The 16,273-nt window shown below is 68.0% G+C and carries 12 protein-coding genes and 1 pseudogene; 7 read left to right on the plus strand and 6 right to left on the minus strand.

All coding sequences use genetic code 11. The features are described 5' to 3' along the window. Positions 1 to 82 precede the first annotated feature (82 nt). The gene (locus ACUDCK_RS16900) at positions 83 to 970 is read left to right on the plus strand and encodes a LysR family transcriptional regulator (protein WP_116792528.1); all 888 of its coding nucleotides are present in this window, start codon (positions 83 to 85) and stop codon (positions 968 to 970) included. A 16-nt stretch (positions 971 to 986) separates the two neighbouring features. Continuing rightward, entirely contained in the window at positions 987 to 1,880 is an 894-nt protein-coding gene (locus ACUDCK_RS16905) for a TonB family protein (protein ID WP_144657922.1), read from the plus strand. 22 nt (positions 1,881 to 1,902) lie between these two features. On the opposite strand, the gene ACUDCK_RS16910 is transcribed toward ACUDCK_RS16905, so the two are convergent. Continuing rightward, the gene (locus tag ACUDCK_RS16910) at positions 1,903 to 2,883 is read right to left on the minus strand and encodes a LysR family transcriptional regulator (protein ID WP_054502206.1); all 981 of its coding nucleotides are present in this window, start codon (positions 2,881 to 2,883) and stop codon (positions 1,903 to 1,905) included. A gap of 137 nt (positions 2,884 to 3,020) precedes the next feature. Here ACUDCK_RS16910 and ACUDCK_RS16915 point away from each other — a divergent pair, with 137 nt between their 5' ends. Both ACUDCK_RS16915 and ACUDCK_RS16920 read left to right on the plus strand, forming a co-directional pair. Then, positions 3,021 to 4,337: an MFS transporter gene (locus tag ACUDCK_RS16915; protein WP_175166780.1), complete on the plus strand. Its 1,317-nt coding sequence runs from the start codon at positions 3,021 to 3,023 to the stop codon at positions 4,335 to 4,337. A gap of 33 nt (positions 4,338 to 4,370) precedes the next feature. Then, complete coding sequence (locus tag ACUDCK_RS16920; RefSeq protein ID WP_054502204.1) at positions 4,371 to 5,687, plus strand: ArgE/DapE family deacylase; 1,317 nt, start codon at positions 4,371 to 4,373, stop codon at positions 5,685 to 5,687. A gap of 17 nt (positions 5,688 to 5,704) precedes the next feature. On the opposite strand, the gene ACUDCK_RS16925 is transcribed toward ACUDCK_RS16920, so the two are convergent. The 3 genes from ACUDCK_RS16925 to trpB all read right to left on the minus strand — a co-directional run bounded on the left by ACUDCK_RS16925 (position 5,705) and on the right by trpB (position 10,312). Then, a complete protein-coding gene (locus ACUDCK_RS16925; protein ID WP_244976827.1) occupies positions 5,705 to 8,164 on the minus strand; it encodes a DNA internalization-related competence protein ComEC/Rec2 in 2,460 nt (819 codons plus the stop codon). Positions 8,165 to 8,318: 154 nt separating this feature from the next. Continuing rightward, positions 8,319 to 9,107 (minus strand): tryptophan synthase subunit alpha, encoded by a 789-nt coding sequence (gene trpA, locus ACUDCK_RS16930; RefSeq protein WP_144657927.1) that lies wholly within the window; start codon positions 9,105 to 9,107, stop codon positions 8,319 to 8,321. After that, positions 9,104 to 10,312, minus strand: a complete 1,209-nt coding sequence (gene trpB / locus ACUDCK_RS16935) for a tryptophan synthase subunit beta (protein ID WP_175166779.1) — start codon at positions 10,310 to 10,312, stop codon at positions 9,104 to 9,106. Before trpB ends, trpA begins: the two co-directional genes overlap by 4 nt. A gap of 122 nt (positions 10,313 to 10,434) precedes the next feature. Here trpB and ACUDCK_RS16940 point away from each other — a divergent pair, with 122 nt between their 5' ends. The 3 genes and pseudogenes from ACUDCK_RS16940 (at position 10,435) to ACUDCK_RS16950 (ending at position 12,936) form a co-directional block, all read left to right on the plus strand. Then, on the plus strand, positions 10,435 to 11,292 hold the full coding sequence (locus ACUDCK_RS16940) for a LysR substrate-binding domain-containing protein (protein WP_175166778.1): 858 nt from the start codon (positions 10,435 to 10,437) through the stop codon (positions 11,290 to 11,292). Positions 11,293 to 11,415: 123 nt separating this feature from the next. Then, positions 11,416 to 11,769, plus strand: a pseudogene (locus tag ACUDCK_RS16945) (flagellin N-terminal helical domain-containing protein); the annotation flags it as partial. Positions 11,770 to 12,726: 957 nt separating this feature from the next. Next, on the plus strand, positions 12,727 to 12,936 hold the full coding sequence (locus tag ACUDCK_RS16950; RefSeq protein ID WP_249292331.1) for a flagellin: 210 nt from the start codon (positions 12,727 to 12,729) through the stop codon (positions 12,934 to 12,936). A gap of 57 nt (positions 12,937 to 12,993) precedes the next feature. Here the strand turns inward: ACUDCK_RS16950 and dld are convergent, their stop codons facing one another. Further along, a complete protein-coding gene (gene dld / locus ACUDCK_RS16955) occupies positions 12,994 to 14,685 on the minus strand; it encodes a D-lactate dehydrogenase (protein ID WP_116792197.1) in 1,692 nt (563 codons plus the stop codon). Positions 14,686 to 14,805: 120 nt separating this feature from the next. Then, on the minus strand, positions 14,806 to 16,263 hold the full coding sequence (locus ACUDCK_RS16960; protein ID WP_175166777.1) for a sulfatase-like hydrolase/transferase: 1,458 nt from the start codon (positions 16,261 to 16,263) through the stop codon (positions 14,806 to 14,808). Between the last annotated feature and the right edge of the window lie 10 nt (positions 16,264 to 16,273).

Here is a 16,273-nt window from a genome sequence, read left to right on the forward strand (position 1 = left end):
GGGCGCCCCTGTCCAATGAATTGTTGAAAAGCGCTTTATAAGACTCTTTAATAATGGGTATCGCCCTGACGGGACCGGAGCCATGGACCTCAAGCACATCCGCACCTTCGCCGCGGTGGCGCGTGTCGGCAACCTGACGCGCGCGGCCGAACACCTGCACCTGACGCAACCCGCGCTCAGCCTGCAGCTCAAGAGCTTCCAGGAAGCCCTGGACCTGCCGCTGTTCACCCGCACCGCCCAGGGCCTGGCGCCCAACGCCGATGGACGCGCGCTGCTGCCCTCGGCCCAGCGCGTGCTGGACGCGCTCGAGGACTTCGAGCGCGCCATCGGCGCGCTGCGCGTCACGGTGCAGGGCGAACTGCGCCTGGGCACCATCCTCGACCCCGAATTCCTGCGGCTGGGCGCCACCCTGCGCCACCTGGTCCAGCACTATCCCAAGATCCGCCCCACGCTGCGCCACGGCATGTCCGGCTCGGTTGCGCGCCAGGTGCGCAACGGCGAGCTGGACGTCGGCTTTTCCCTCGGCCCGCGCGACCAGGCCAGCGGCCAGCCCGCCCTGCATGCCCTGCCGCTGGCGGCGTTCTCCTACTACGTGGTCGCTCCCAAGGGTTGGGGCCCGCAACTGGCCGGCCGCGGCTGGCACGAGATCGCCGCGCTGCCCTGGATCTGGACGCCGCCCGACTCGGTCCATCACCGCCTGCTCGCGACGAAATTCAGCGAACTGGGCGTCGCCCCCAACGCGGTCGCCGAAGTCGACCAGGAGGCGTCGATGCTGGACCTGGTGCGCTCCGGCGTCGGCCTGACCCTGGCGCGCGACTCCATCGCCCTGCGCGAATCGCAGGCGCACGGGCTGGCGCTGGCGCCGGGGCTGTCGATCGAGGCGGAACTGGCCTTCATCACGCTGGCCGCGCGGCGCGAGGAGCCGATGATCGCCGCGTCTTTCGACGCGGTGCGGGCGGCATTCGGCTGACCAGGAGAGACTCCCCATGCGCTCACGCTTGCTCGCTATCGGCCTGGCCCTGGCCTGCGCCGCCGTCCCCGTCATGGCCGCCGCCCCCGGCAACGAAGCCGAATGGACCCGGGCCGTGCAACGCCGCCTGATCAGCCGCCTGGATTATCCGAAAGAGGCGCACCGCCTCAGCGGCCCGATCAGCCTGTCCCTGAAGATCACGGCGCTACGCAACGGCACCATCTACGACGTCGTGGTGAGCCGGTCCTCCGGCGACGCCGCCGTCGACCAGGCCGCCGTCGCCATGGTGCGGCGCGCCGGCCCGCTGCCCGCTTTTCCGGACGCCATGACCCAGGAAAAGACCGAGCTGATGCTGCCGCTGCGCTTCCAGCAGGAAGACGACACGGCGCCCGCCACCGACCGGGGTCCGCCCGCCGACATCCCGCCGCGCCGCTACGTCGACGCAGCCACCGGCTTCAGCGTCACCGTGCCCTCGCCGCTGCGGGCCGGCCCCGCGCCCACCCGCGGCAGGTACGACGCCCAGATCGAGATCTCCAGCCCCGATGACTTCCCGCCCAGGGCGCGGGACGCCAGGTACCTGTGCCGGATCGGCTTCCAGGCCACGCAGGCTGGCGCCAAGCCCCCCGCCGCGCCGGCGCCGAGCGCGCAGGTCGCCGCCGCCGAACGCCGGCAGCGCCGGTTGGGCGGGTCCATCGAGCTGTACGACCGCTTCACCCTGGACGGCGCGCAGGGCCTGGACTACCTCGCGGCGCCGGGCCCCAGCCACCCGGACACGCTGCACTACTATGCCGACATCGTATTGCCGCAAGGCCGCGTCCGCATGGCCTGCGCCACCCAACGCGATGCCATGCCCGCCGCGATGACGATGTTCCGGCAAGTGCGCGACGGCATCGCCGCCCGGGCCCGCTGACCCGGGCGGGGGACCTGACGCATCAAGGCGGCGGCAGGTTGCCGGGCACCAGCCGCTCGGCCATGGTGAAACCGTCGATGTAGTCGCGAAAGTGCTTGAGGAAGGCCGCCTCGGCCGGACTGCGTTGCACGTCCCGGTGCCACAACAGGTGCAGGTCGACCGAACACACGCCCTCGCCGGGCGGCAGCCGCCACAACCGGCCCTCGGCGAGATCGCGCCGTACGCTGTGCTCGGGCAGGCAACCGATGCCGAAGCCGGCGACGAGCAAGCGCTTGACTTCGTCATGCTGCGTGGACGTCGCCACCACCCGCCCTGAAAACCCCCGCTGGTCGCGAAAAATCGTCAGCGGCGACAGGCTGTCGCCCAGGGCATCGCTGGCGAAAGAGACGAAGTTTTCGCCCATCAGGTCTTCGATGCGCAGGTCCTGACGACCGAACAATGCGTGGTTGCGCCCGCAGAACAGCGCGTAGCGCTGGTGCAGGAAAACCTTGTTCTCGAGCCGCTTGGGCATCTGCCGGCAAAGCGCGATGCCGGCCGTGCCCACGCGTTGCTGCATCAGCGTAACGATCTCGCTGCTGGGCAACACATCCATCTGCACCTCGATGCGCGGATAGGCCGCATGGAACGCCGCCCAGAAATCGTCATAGACCTGGGAGTGAATACGGCTGGCCACCAGCAAGTGAATGCGGCCGGTCGCCTCGACTTCCGTCTGCGAGACGTCGGTCAGCAACTGCGCGACATTGCCATAGATGGCCTGCGCCGCGCGACACACCTCTTCACCGGCATTGGTGACGGTGAACGCCTGGTTGTGCCGTTCGATCAGGCGCCGGTCCAACTGTTCCTCCAGTCGCTTGAGCGCCTGGCTGACGGCCGATTGCGTCAGGTGCAGCTTGGCGGCCGCGCCGCTGATGCTGCGCTCCTGCACGATCACCAGGAAGGTCCGCAGCAGGTTCCAGTCGAGGCGGTCGCCGCTGCGGGCGTCGGCGGGGTGGGCGTTGTTCATCGGCGGCCTTTGCAGGGAATCGGCAAGACATCAATTTAACTTAAGTGAAAAATTAAAAATCATAAATTGACGTTATATCGAGGCGGGCGCGATAAAGACGCCTTCGAACAACGACAACACCCACAAGAGGAAACCCCATGACCGCTCCCGCCCATGCTCCGGCGGCGCGCCAACCTGTCCGGGCCGCGACCGCCGCATTCGTCGGCACCACCATCGAGTGGTACGACTTCTACATCTACGCCACGGCCGCCGCGCTGGTGTTCGGCAAAGTGTTCTTCCCCACCGCCGATCCGTTCATCAGCACCATGGCGTCGTTTGGCACGTTCGCCGCCGGCTTCCTTGCACGGCCGCTCGGCGGCGTCCTCTTCGGCCACCTGGGCGACCGTGTCGGCCGCAAGAACGCACTGATGGCGACCCTGGTCATCATGGGGCTGGCCACGGTCGGCATCGGCCTGCTGCCCAGTTATGCCACCGCCGGCCTCTGGGCGCCCGCCCTGTTGCTGCTGCTGCGCCTGGCACAGGGGCTGGCGGTTGGCGGCGAGTGGGGCGGCGCTGTATTGATGGCCGGCGAACACGCCTCGCAACGCCGCCGCACGTTCGCCGCCTCGTTCGCGCAATTGGGCAGCCCGGCCGGCCTGATCCTGTCGCTACTCGCGTTCCGGCTGCTGACCACGCTGGACGAGGCCGATTTCGTGAGCTGGGGCTGGCGCGTTCCCTTCCTGATCAGCGCGGTCCTGTTGCTGGTCGGCTATTTCATCCGCGTCGGCGTCAATGAATCGCCCGATTTCGCGAAAGTGCTAGAGCGCCAGGAACGCGCCGAGATCCCGGCCAAGGAAGTGCTGCGCACCGCCTGGCGCACCGTGCTGCTGTGCATGGGGGTGTGCACCGTGGCGATCGGCGGCATCTACTTCACCAACACCTTCATGCTGTCGTACACGACCCAGACAATGGGCCTGAGCCGCACGCTGGTCCTGGACTGCCTGTTCGTGGTCGCCATCATCCAGTTCTTCGTGCAGCCGGTGGCGGCCTGGCTGGCCGACGCCGTTGGCCCCACCCGGGTCCTCATTACGGCGGCCTTCTTCTCGGTGTTGGCGCCCTATCCCATGTTCATGCTCGTGTCGCAAGGCACGCCCTACAGCATCGTCGGCGGCATCGCCATCGTGCTGGTCTTCATGGCCGCGATCTATTCCGCCATGGCCGGCTACATCAGCTCGGCGTTCCCCACCCACGTGCGTTATTCCGGCATCTCGCTGTCGTACCAGTTGTGCGGCGCGGTGGCGGGCGGCATGACGCCGCTGGTCGGCACCTGGCTGACCTACCACTACCCCGGCCAATGGCTGCCGCTGGCGATCTTCTATTCGACGCTGTCGGCGATCACGCTCGTGTCGATCTGGGCCCTGGCCGGCCACAAGCGCCGCCTGGCGCTGGAAGTCACCCCCGCTGCCGCGGCCTGAGCCGCCCCGCTTCTCCTTCTTTCAGGAAACCCGATGACACAGACCACCTCCCCGCCCGCGCTCACCGAAGCGCAGACCCGCCGGATCCTGCAAGCCGTTGACGCGCATTTCGACGCCCAACTGGCCTTCACCCAGGATCTGGTGCGCTTCCCCTCGCTGCGCGAACAGGAGCATACGGCGCAAGACTTTCTCTACGAGGCGATGCGCGCGCGCGGCTTCGCGATGGACCGCTGGAAAATCGACGTCAAGGACATCGAGTCCCACCCCGGCTTCGGCCCGGTGACCGTCTCGTATGAAAACGCCTTCAACGTGGTCGGCACTTATCGTCCCTCGCGGCAACAGGGCCGCTCGCTCATCCTGAACGGACATATCGACGTGGTGCCCACCGGCCCCGTGGATATGTGGTCCCGCTCACCGTGGGACCCCGCGATCATCGACGGCTGGATGTACGGACGTGGCGCTGCCGACATGAAGGCGGGCCTGGCCGCCAACCTGTATGCCTACGACGCCGTGCGCGCCGCCGGCTATGAACCCGCCGCCCCGATCTATTTCCAGTCGGTGGTCGAAGAGGAATGCACCGGCAACGGCGCCCTGTCCGCCCTGCTGCGCGGCTACCAGGCCGACGCCGTGATCATTCCGGAGCCGGAAGAGAACATGCTGGTGCGCGCCAACGTGGGCGTGCTGTGGTTCAAGGTCCGCGTGCAGGGCCATCCCACCCATACCCGCGAGATGGCCAACGGCTTCAACGCCATCGACGCCGCCTACGCCGCCATCGAGGCGTTGCGCGGGATCGAAGCCAAATGGAACGCGGAGCACCACTGCCATCGCCATTTCGAACATCTCGACCATCCGATCAATTTCAACATCGGCAAGATCGAGGGCGGCGACTGGCCGTCGACGGTACCGCCCTGGTGTGAATTCGACGTGCGCGCGGCAATCTATCCGGGCACCACCGCGGATGAGGCCCGCGCGCAGATCGACGCCTGCCTGCGCGACGCCGTCGCCGACCCGCGGCTTGGCGGCACGCCGCCCCAGGTCGCCTACACCGGCTTCTATGCCGAAGGCTACGTGCTCGAAGAAGGCAGCGATGCCGAAAACACGCTGCGCGATTGCCACCAGCAGGCCTTCAAGAGCGAGCTCGAAAGCTTCACGACCCCGGGCTATCTCGATGCCCGTGTCTTCGTGATCTATGGCGACATGCCGACGCTGGTCTATGGTCCAAAGTCGCTCGACATCCATGGCTTTGATGAACGTGTCCACATCGAGTCGCTGCGGCTGATCACCAAGACCATTGCGCTTTTCATTGCCCAATGGTGTGGCATCAGCGAAACGAACGCCCAGGCGGACTGAACCCGGCGCGGGCCGGCTCAGCGCCCATGCCAGTAGCGCCGGTGCCGCTCGCGTTGCGCCCACACCGCCAGCCCATCGGCGCGCGACTCGGCCGTCACCGCCCCATCGCGGTCACTGCGCCAGAACGCCGCGCCCGCGCGGAGCCAGCGCCGTTCCACCGCCGGGGCCGGGTGGCCGAAACGGTTCAGGTAGCCGCATTGGGCAATCGCGTGGCCGGCATGCGCGGCGGCCACCAGCTCCCGTCCGGATGACCATGCCGACCCGTGATGCGGCGCCAGCACGATATCGGTCGGCGGCAGGCCGAGCGCGGCCAGCTCGCGCTCCTGCGCCACGCCGATGTCGCCGGTCAGCAGCAGCGAATGGGCGCGGCCCGCGACGCGCAACACGCAACTGTTGGCGTTGCGATCGGCCCCCAGCGCGGCCGCTGCCGCCGCGGGATGCAGGAAGGTGAAGGTCACGCCGTCAACACGCCAACTGTCGCCGCGCTCGCAGCGCAGCATCCGGGCCGGAGAAACGTAGGAGGCGCCCCGGTCCGGTGCGCGATTCGAAGATTCGCCGGCCGGCAAACTGCCCCGGGACGATGTCGCCGCCGTCGATGCCCCACGCTGCCCGGACCATAGCCTGGCATCACGCCGCAGCCACGCCGCCACATCGAACGACGCATAGCTGCGCGCCACCGGCACCGCCGCCAGCACCGAGCGCGTGCCGCCCACGTGATCCAGGTCCGCGTGCGACAGCACCAGCACGTCCAGCTTGTCGATGCCGCGCGCCTGCAACTGCGGCGCGATCACCCGTTCGCCCGCGTCGCCGCCGCCGAAATGGCGCGGACCGGCATCGAACAACAGGGCCTGGGTCGCGGTCTCCACCAGGATCGCGCTGCCCTGGCCGATGTCCATCGCGCTCATGCGCCAGTAGCCCGGCTCGGGCCTTTCGGGCCGCCAGCACAGCAGCGGCAGCATGCACAGCCAGCCCAGGCGCCGCGCCGGCCAGCCCTGTGCCTGCAAGGCCCACGCCATCCCTGCCAGCGCCCACAGCAGCCATGGCCATGGCGCCGCCGCCACCGTGAAACTGGCCCAGTCCGCGTTGCCCACCCACGCAACCACCGTCATCGCCAGGTCGAACACCCACGCCCCCGCCTGCCCCGCCACCGCGGCCACGCCGGCCGTGGCCGGCGCCACAGAGAACATGGCGCACAGCAGCGCCAGCGGCGTGACCAGGAACGTCACCGCCGGAATCGCCACCGCATTGGCCAGCGGCGACCCGAGCGAGACCTGATGCACCAGGAACGCCAGCAGCGGCGTCAGTCCCAGCGTCACGGTCAACTGCAGCCGCGTCGCCTGCGCCAGCGCCGCGGCCCAGCGCTGGCGCCACCCGGCATCGGCGTCGCGCGGCGCCTGCGCCACGCGCAGCAGGATCGCCACCGCGCCGAACGACAACCAGAAACCCGCCGTTATCGGCGCCCATGGATCCAGCATCACCACAGCCGCCGCCGCGAACGCCAGCACCCGCCCCGCCGATATCCGCAGGCGCGACCAGCCCGCCGCCAACACCACCAGCAGCATGAAGAACGTGCGCCGCGACGGCACGCCCCAGCCCGCCAGCAGGCAATACGCCAGCCCCACGGCCATCGCCGCGGCGCCGCCGGCGATACGCGCCGGCACCCGCTCGGCCAGGCCGATGCCGCGCCAGCGCGCGCGCCGCCACATCGCCGCCAACGACCAGGCCGCCAGGCCCGCGATCGAGGTCACATGCATGCCGCTGATGGACACCAGATGCGTGATGCCGCTGCGATTGAAGACGCGCCAGTCGTCCCGCGCCACGCCGGCCTGGTCGCCGATCGCCAGCGCGATCAGCACCGGCGCGTAGCGATGGCCGCCGAGCGCCCGCCGCATGCCTGCGCGCACGCGATACCTGGCACGCTCGATGGCGATGCCGGCAGACGCCCAGGGCTGGTCTTCCAGCAATCGCGGCTGGCCCCGCACCGTGCCGGTGGCGCGCAGGCCACGCGCGAACAGGCGCGCCTCGCCATCCGGCGCATCGGGATTGAGCGGCGCATGGGGACGGCGCAGCACCAGGGCCATGCGCCACACCTGCCCCGGCGCCACCGGCGGCAATTCCGGCTGCGCGCCGGGCGGCGCCAACCACGACACCAGGATGCGCCGCGGAATGCCCGAACGCGCCGGCCCGACCTGCTCGCCCACGAACCGCACGCCGCCCGCGTCATCGTCGGGCAGCTCGGCCACGCGCAACGCCAGCCGCGCGACGGCATCCTGGTGCGCGTCGGCCAGCGCGTCATCCAGGCGCCATTGCGCCCGCAGCGCGGCATTGACCGCGCCCACCAGCAACCCCGCGATCAGGCAGGCCAGCATCCCCGCCAGCCAGCCCTGCCAGCGCCGGGCAGCCACAGGCAACACGGCGCAGGCCACGCCGGCGGTCAGGTAGAACCCCGCCCCCGGCAGCGCCGCGAGTGTCTGCACCGCCCCCGCGCCCGCCACGATGGCCAGGCAGAATATGCGCCCCTTGATATCCGTCTCCCGGGAAACGGATCAGCGTAGGGCGACAGGCGCTCAGGCGGTCGGTGTATGAAGGGATTTGCCCACCTCGGGAAACCGTCGGTGTCCCATCCAGCCATCACTCCCCTCTTGCCGCCGCCCCTAACCCGCGCACTTCGGCCAGCGCCGCCCCCACCCCGCCCGCCGCCAGCACCTCGACCAGCCGGGTCCCCACCGCCACCAGATCCGCATGGCGCCCGACCGCCTTCATTTGTTCGGCGGTGCGCACGCCGAAGCCCGCGGCAATCGGCAGGGAGGTCTTCGCCCGGATGCGTTCCAGCGCAGCGGCGATCACGGCGTCCGACGGCAGCGCCGCGCCCGTCGTGCCCGCCAGCATCACGTGGTACACGAAGCCGCTGGCGCCTTCCAGCACTTTCTCCAGGCGCGCTTCGGTCGTCGTCGGCGCGGTCATCTTGATGAGCGCAATGCCGTGGCGCCGCGCCAACCGCTCGATGCCGGCGGCGTGCTCGGGCGACAGGTCCACCACGATCAGCCCGTCGACGCCGGCCCAGGCCGCATCGGCCATGAAGCTGGCCGCCTCATAGCGCAGCAGCGGGTTCAGATAGCCCATCAGCACGACAGGCGTGCGCTCGTCCTCTTCGCGGAAGGCGGCGACCAGGTCGAGCGTGCGGCGCAGGGTCTGCCCCGCCTTCAGCGCGCGCGCATTGGCCTGTTGCAGCACGGGCCCGTCGGCGATCGGGTCGCTGAACGGCATGCCCAGTTCGATCACGTCTGCCCCGGCGGCGGGCAGGCCTTTCAGCAAGGCCAGGCAGTCATCGTAGGACGGATCGCCCGCCGTGAAATAAGCGGCCAGGCCCGGCCGGCCGGCGGCGCGCAACGCCGCCAGGGTCTGTTCGATACGGCTCATGCGGCCTCTCCGGTGAATTGCAGGACCGAATTCAGGTCCTTGTCTCCGCGTCCGCTCAGGCAGACCACCAGCGCCTGGTCGCGCTCCATGAGCGGGGCGAGTTTCCTGGCATAGGCCAAGGCATGGGCGCTTTCCAGCGCGGGGATGATGCCCTGCCGCCGCGTCAGCCACAGAAAGGCGTCGACCGCCTCGGTATCGGTGACCGATTCGTAGACGACCCGCCCGGTATCGTGCAGCAGGGCATGCTCCGGGCCGACGCCGGGGTAATCGAGACCGGCCGAAATCGAATGCGCGTTCTGGATCTGGCCGTCCGCGTCCTGCAGGAAGTAGCTGCGGCAGCCATGCAGGACGCCGGGGGAGCCTTCGCCGATGCTGGCGGCGTGCTCGGCGGTGTGCGTGCCGCGTCCGCCCGCCTCGATGCCGAACAGCCGCACGCCGGCATCGTTCAGGAAGGGATGGAAGAAGCCGATGGCGTTGGAGCCGCCGCCCACGCAGGCGACCATCGCGTCCGGCAGCCGCCCGGTCTTCGCGAGAATCTGCGCCCGCGTCTCCTCGCCGATGACTTTCTGCAACTCCCGCACCAGCCAGGGATAGGGATGCGGCCCCGCGCCCGTCCCCAGCAGGTAGTAGGTGTCGTCCGGATGCGCGATCCAGTCGCGGATGGCGGCGTTCATTGCGTCCTTCAGCGTGGCGCTGCCGTCCGGCACGGGCCGGACCTGCGCGCCCAGCATCTCCATGCGCGCCACATTGGAGGACTGCCGCGCCACGTCGACCTCGCCCATGTAGACCACGCATTCCAGGCCGAACAAGGCGCACACCGTGGCGGTGGCCACTCCGTGCTGCCCCGCGCCGGTCTCGGCGATGATGCGGCGCTTGCCCATGCGCCGGGCGAGCAGCGCCTGGCCCAGGCAATTGTTGATCTTGTGGGCGCCGGTGTGGTTCAGGTCCTCGCGCTTGAGGAAGACGCGCGCGCCGCCCAGTTCCTCGCTGATCGCCTCGGCATGCAGCAGCGGACTCGGGCGTCCGACGTAGTCGGCCAGCATGGCGCGGTACTCGGTCCAGAACGCAGGGTCCTCGCGAACCGCGCGGAAGGTGTGTTCCAGCGCATCGAGCGCCGGGGCCAGCGTCTCGGGCATGTAGCGGCCGCCATAACGGCCGAACTGCCCGGCGGCATCGGGATATTCAGGATGTGGGATAAAAGACATGATTTCAGGCCTTCGGGAACATGTCCGCCATGGTATCTAGGTGAAATGCCTAGATAAATCATAGATTTCTTGCTCATTGATATCAGATTTTCTAATATCAAAACATGAGAAACCTGCCTCCCATGAATTCGCTGCGCGTCTTCGACAGCGCCGCCCGCCACCTGAACCTGTCGCTCGCCGCGCAAGAGCTCGGCGTGTCGCACAGCGCGGTCAGCCAGCAGGTCCGGCAACTCGAGACCTGGCTCGGCGGCAAGCTGTTCGAGCGGCATTCCGACGGCGTGCGGCTGACCGCGGCGGGCCAGGACCTGCAACGCGTCTGCCTGCCGGCGTTCGACATGCTCGAGCAGCGCCTGGCCGAACTGCTCGGCCGCGCCACCTCGGCGGAGGTGGTCGTCGGCGCGCCTGCCAGCCTGCTGTCCAACTGGATCATCCCCCGGCTCGAGGATTTCGAACGCGCCCATCCCGGCGTCCAGGTGCGGCTGCAGACGGCGGCCGACATCGCATTGCTGGAACGGCGCGTGGTCGATGTGCTGATCGTGGCCGACGAACACCGGTCGCCGGACATCGAGGCGGTGCCGCTGTTCCGGGAGAGCATCGGACCCGTCTGCGCCCCGGCGTTGGCCGGGCGGATCCGGCGGCCGGCCGACGTGCTGGGCTGCCCGTTGCTGCATGCCGCGGCGCGCCCCGCCGCCTGGGAGCACTGGGCGCAGGCCCACGGCGTGACGCTGGACGCGCAACAGCCCCGGCGCCAGTTCGACCAGCTCGGCCATCTGCTCGAGGCCGCGGTAGCCGGCCTGGGCATCGGCATCGCGCCGCGGGAACTGGCGCAGGCCGACATCCGGGCCGGCCGGCTGGCCGCCCCGCTCGGGTTCCAGGATACCGGCGGCCGGTTCAGCCTGTACGCCCGCACCGACGCCCGTGAAGTCGTTGCCGACTTCAGGCGCTGGCTGAAGGCACAGGCGCTGTCCGACGCTCCCTGAGCCGCGCCGCATAGGACGAATCTGGGATTCACGCGCGCGGCGAGACGGCCGGCGGGGGATCGGCTTAGCATTTTTGATCGGCCCGCGGCCTCGCCGGCGGGCAATCTTGCATTGGAGAACAACATGCCCTCGATCAGAAGCCAGTCCCTGTCGCTGCGGGCTCGCACCAATCTGGGCAAATCGGAGGCCGCGCAAGGCGTGGCCATCGAGCGGCTGTCATCCGGCCAGCGCATCAATCACGCGGCGGATGACGCCGCCGGCGAAGCCATCGCCAACCACTTCACTGCGTAGATCCGCGGCCAGCGCCAGGCGGCGCGCAACGCCAACGACGGTATCTCGCTGGCGCAGACCATCGAGGGCGCGCTGGGCGAGATGGATCGCAGCCTGCATCGCATCCGCGAACTCTCGGTGCAGGCGCAGAATTCCACCAACTCGCTCAGCGACCTCGAATCCATCCAGGCCGAGATCGACCAGCAACTGGGCGAAATCGAGCGGATATCGCACCAGACACGCTTCAACAACCTGGACGTGCTGGCGCGGGACGCCGGCATCTCGATCCAGGTCGGCGCGCATGACGGCGAGACCATCGACCTCAATACAAAGCTCGTCAATACCAGGACGCTGAACCTGGACGGGATCGACGTGGTGCGCGATCCACGGCTGGGCGGCGCCACCGACAAAACCATGCTGGACATCGCCGCGCCGCCCGGCCCCGCCGTGGCGGCTCCCGGTCCGGCGGCTCCCCCGCCCGCCACCACCCCGGCAACGCTGGCCATCAGGGACGGAGGCAGAACCTTCACCATGTTCCAGGCATTCCTCATCCAATATGACTTCAACGGCACCAGCAACTACGTGGTCCGAACGGTGGGTCCACTGGTGAATCCGCTGGGAGACTCCTACCGGGTCGCGCTGCCGGCCCCCGTCGGCGGCGCCCTCGATATCGACATCGCCGGCTTGACGCCCTTCGATGTGGCGAAAGTCAGTGCGGCGGAACGCGCCCAAATAGCCGGCAGCACCGCCTACCTCGTCGGCCAGCAAGTCCCGGTACCGGTGACGCCCCCTCCCGCGACGGCCCCGGCGCCAACCACGCCTCCCGTCGCGGCCACGGCCGATTCGGTCAGCAAGGGCACGCCGATCAAGCTGTTCGACTTCCTCCAGCGCCTCGCGCCCGTGCCCGTCACCGCCGACGGCCGGCCTTTGTTCGATCACGACAGCAAAGTGCACTACCTCACCGACGCCAGCGGCAACGCCAATGGCGACTATGTCATCAGCGGCAGCGACGGCAATTTCTACGACATCAGCATTTCGGCCACCGGGCAGGTGGAATTCAAGCCGAAGGACGCCCCGCCCACGGTCAACATGAAGGTCATGCCCATGAAGCGGGTGAGCAACGCGCTGGACCAGGTGGACGGCCTGCGCGGCGAACTGGGCGCGATGCAGAACCGCCTGGGTTCGGTCATCACCAACCTGAACCACACCGCCGGCATCCTCAGCCAGGCCCGCAGCCGCATCGAGGACGCGGACTACGCCATCGAAACCTCCAACCTGACCCGGCAACAGATCCTGCAGCAGGCCAGCAAGGTGGCGCTGACGCAGGCCAACCAACTGGCGCAGAACGTGTTGGCGTTGCTGCAGGAGGATTGAGGCGTCATTGGCGCAGGTGCGAACGCGCGCGGCGAGGCGATGCGCGGCTTTGGTGTCTCACGCCCAGTTCTTGCGCTTCGAAAGCTGCCCGACTCCTGGGTTGAACTGATTGCAGGGATCCAGGGCGCGATAGAAATTGCGAAGCTCGGGGCCGGCGCGATACAGGTGCCCCACGTTGTGTTCGGCCGGATACTGCGCGCCGCGCGCGTCCAGCAGCTTCCACATGCGGTGCTCCAGCTCCAGGCAATCCACGCCCTTCTTCACGATGTAGTCCTGGTGAAAGACATGGCAGAGAAAGTGTCCGTAATAGAGCTTGGCCACCATGGCGGTCTCCATGTCCTCGGGCAGAACCTCCAGCCAGTCCCGTTCGTTGCGCTTCAGGGCGATATCCAGCGCGACGATATCCTCGACCGCGTCCGGATGCATGGCGCGGTAGCGCACGGCGGCGCCGGCCGCGGCGAATCGCAGCAGGAACGCGGCCGCGCCTTCTTCCGGAGAACACAGGAAGTAGGCGCCCGTGGCCTTCTTGAAATGGGAGTCCAGAAAAGCCTGAAGCGGCTCCGTCAGCTTTCTGGACACCTTGATCATCAGGTGGTGCTCATACCGGGCGCGAAAGTCGCGCAGGCGGGCGGGCAGGTGGTCGCCACAGCGTGCGCTGAAGAACTGCAGGAGCCGGTCGCTCATGTTCCTGGGAAGAAACGAGAACCTCGCGCAGAAATTGTCCACGCGCGCTTTCAAGGCGAAAAAGGCGGGAAGCCTTGCGGTGCCCAGCCTGCGGATGGCCAGGAAAGTGTCCTTGCCGTAGACGTCGGCGATATCGAACGCATCCCGGTGCATGTATTCCCCCGCGATGGGCAATGCCGGCAGGGCCGTCAGAAGGTATCGTCGAATATCCGTCAGTTCCGCGGGATCGTTCGTCCCGATATAGAAAACGTCGGTCTGCGTCTCCGCCGGAAACGTGTCCAGGCGCACGGCAAAGAGAATCAGCTTTCCGGCACTGCCTGACGCCTCGAACAGCCGCTTCGGATCCGCATTGAAGCGCGCGGGCGAATCCGCATCGACATCGCGCACGTGCCGCGCATAATCCTGGTCCGACCCGCGCCCGCCGTCGTGGATATCGTCAGGCCGGTAAGTGCCGTCATCCAGGCGCCGCAGGATCTCCTCGGGGGATTGCCCCAACGAGATGCCCAGATGGTTGACCAGGGATAGCTTGCCGTCCTGCCCCAATTGCGCAAACACGGCCATCTCGGTGAAAGCGGGCCCCCGCTGGACCAATGATCCACCGGAGTTGTTGCAGATCCCGCCGAACACCGACGCGCCAATGCATGACGACCCGATGACGGAGTGCGGCTCCCGTCCCAGCGGCTTGAGCGCCTTCTCCAGTTGATCCAGGGTAGCGCCGGGAAAGCAGATCACCTGACGCCCATCGCGGATCAACTGGATTTTCTTCATGCGCAGCGTGCTGATGATCACGATCTCCCGATCGTAGTCATTGCCGTCGGGCGTTGATCCCCCGGTCAAGCCGGTATTGGCCGCCTGCATGATCACGATCTTGTCATGCGCCACGCAAGCCTGGACCAGGCGCCATTGCTCCAGAAGACTGCCCGGCCGCGCAACCGCGATCGCCGATCCGAAGCCGAAGCGAAACCCGGTCCGGAACCGTTGGGTATGCCGTGGATCGGTCAAGACATGGTCCGCGCCGACAATGCCGCGCAGTTCGTCCAGCAGACGCTGGTTATCAGGATTCATGCGCTCCTCGGAAAGAAACGGATTGGAAACCGCGCGCAGCCCAAACCCTCAGGGCCGCCGACACGGGGCACGCCAAATGCAGGCCGGGCGTCCTCGCGGACGCCCCGCCCCCACGCCACGTCAGTCGAACACCAGGGCCGAACCCGGCACCGGCGTGAAACCGAGATCGCCGCGGGCGATCACCGCTTCGCGCCCGCCGTTCTCGCGCAGCAACGTCTGCTGGCGCGCCTTGGCCTGACGGTCGACCGCCTGCGGGTCACAGATCAGATGCAACTGCCGGCGGCAGGCCTGCAGGGCGTCGGCATGGCGCGGATCCGCGGCCAGGTCCTGCAGTTCTTCCGGGTCGGCTTCCAGGTCGAACAACTGCGCAGGATAGCCGACGTATTCGATGTATTTGTACTTGCCGTGGCGAATCATGAAGGCCCCGGTGGTCGAACCCATGCCGTGGTATTCCACCAGCACGTTGCGCCGCGGCGTCTCGCCCCGGGCGATATCGAACAGCGAATGGCCGGGATAGCCTTCGCGCAAGGCCGGCTCGGTGTTGCCGACGGCGTCCAGCACGGTCGGATAGGCGTCGATATGCGTGACGGGCACGTCGACCACCCGTCCGCGCGGAATGTCGTCGCCCGCCATGATCAGCGGCACGCCCGAGGTTTCCTCGAACATGGTGGACTTGCCCCACAGGCCGCGCGCGCCCAGGTTGTCGCCGTGGTCGGAGGTGTACATCACGCGGGTGTCATCGGCCAGGCCGGCGTCCTCCAGCGCGTTGAGGATCTTGCCAATGTTCTCGTCCAGGAACGAGCACAGGCCATAATAGCCGGCGACGGCGCGCTTGACCGCGTCGCCCTCGAAATAATCGTCGTAGTTGAAGCTGTTGCGGTAGTCCACCAGATAGGGATGGTCCGGCCGCTCGCGCCTGTCGTACAGCTTGGGCAGCGGCAGGTTCTGGTTGAAATAGCGGTAATAGTGTTCCGGCGGCGCGGTCAGGGGGAAGTGCGGCGCCACCAGCGACACGAACAGCACCCACGGCTTGTCCGATTCGCGCCGCGCCGCCTCGCGCAGCCAGACCTGGGCGCGGGCCGTGATCTCACGGTCGTAGAAAGTGTATGAGCTTTCGCCGGGCCCCGCGAAGTGGGCCATCTTGTAGGCGCCCTTGCGCACCGGCAGTTCGCTGCGGACCAGGCCCATCAGATCGCCCTTGCCCTCGATGATGTGCATGGGGATGATCTCTTCCGAGAACCCGTGGTCCTCGCCGGGTTGGCGGAAGTGGAGCTTGCCGATCGAAACCACGTCGTGATCGCGTTCGCGCAACCGATGATGCCAACTGGGCACCGCGCCATCGTAGGCGTCGGCATTGTCCCAATAGCCGATCTGATGAATGTACTTGCCCACCGCGAACGAGGCCCGGGCGGGAATGCACACCGGGCTGGCGCAATAGGCCGAGCTGAACCGGGTGCCGCGCGCGGCCAGGGCATCGAGATGAGGGGTCTTGACGATCTCGCTGCCATAGCAGCCCAGGGCCTTGGGCGAGTGTTCGTCTGACATGATGATCAACAGGTTCTTCGGTTTCACGGTCATGGCTCTACTA

It is taken from the genome of Achromobacter sp. CF-sbj1-Ac2-l (assembly GCF_052698165.1).

Excerpts from the sequence above, each read along its gene's own strand:
- ACUDCK_RS16900 (WP_116792528.1), top strand. The coding sequence starts at position 83 with ATGGACCTCAAGCACATCCGCACCTTCGCCGCGGTGGCGCGTGTCGGC.
- ACUDCK_RS16905 (WP_144657922.1), top strand. The coding sequence starts at position 987 with ATGCGCTCACGCTTGCTCGCTATCGGCCTGGCCCTGGCCTGCGCCGCC.
- ACUDCK_RS16910 (WP_054502206.1), bottom strand. The coding sequence starts at position 2,883 with ATGAACAACGCCCACCCCGCCGACGCCCGCAGCGGCGACCGCCTCGAC.
- ACUDCK_RS16915 (WP_175166780.1), top strand. The coding sequence starts at position 3,021 with ATGACCGCTCCCGCCCATGCTCCGGCGGCGCGCCAACCTGTCCGGGCC.
- ACUDCK_RS16920 (WP_054502204.1), top strand. The coding sequence starts at position 4,371 with ATGACACAGACCACCTCCCCGCCCGCGCTCACCGAAGCGCAGACCCGC.
- trpA (WP_144657927.1), bottom strand. The coding sequence starts at position 9,107 with ATGAGCCGTATCGAACAGACCCTGGCGGCGTTGCGCGCCGCCGGCCGG.
- trpB (WP_175166779.1), bottom strand. The coding sequence starts at position 10,312 with ATGTCTTTTATCCCACATCCTGAATATCCCGATGCCGCCGGGCAGTTC.
- ACUDCK_RS16940 (WP_175166778.1), top strand. The coding sequence starts at position 10,435 with ATGAATTCGCTGCGCGTCTTCGACAGCGCCGCCCGCCACCTGAACCTG.
- ACUDCK_RS16950 (WP_249292331.1), top strand. The coding sequence starts at position 12,727 with ATGCAGAACCGCCTGGGTTCGGTCATCACCAACCTGAACCACACCGCC.
- dld (WP_116792197.1), bottom strand. The coding sequence starts at position 14,685 with ATGAATCCTGATAACCAGCGTCTGCTGGACGAACTGCGCGGCATTGTC.
- ACUDCK_RS16960 (WP_175166777.1), bottom strand. The coding sequence starts at position 16,263 with ATGACCGTGAAACCGAAGAACCTGTTGATCATCATGTCAGACGAACAC.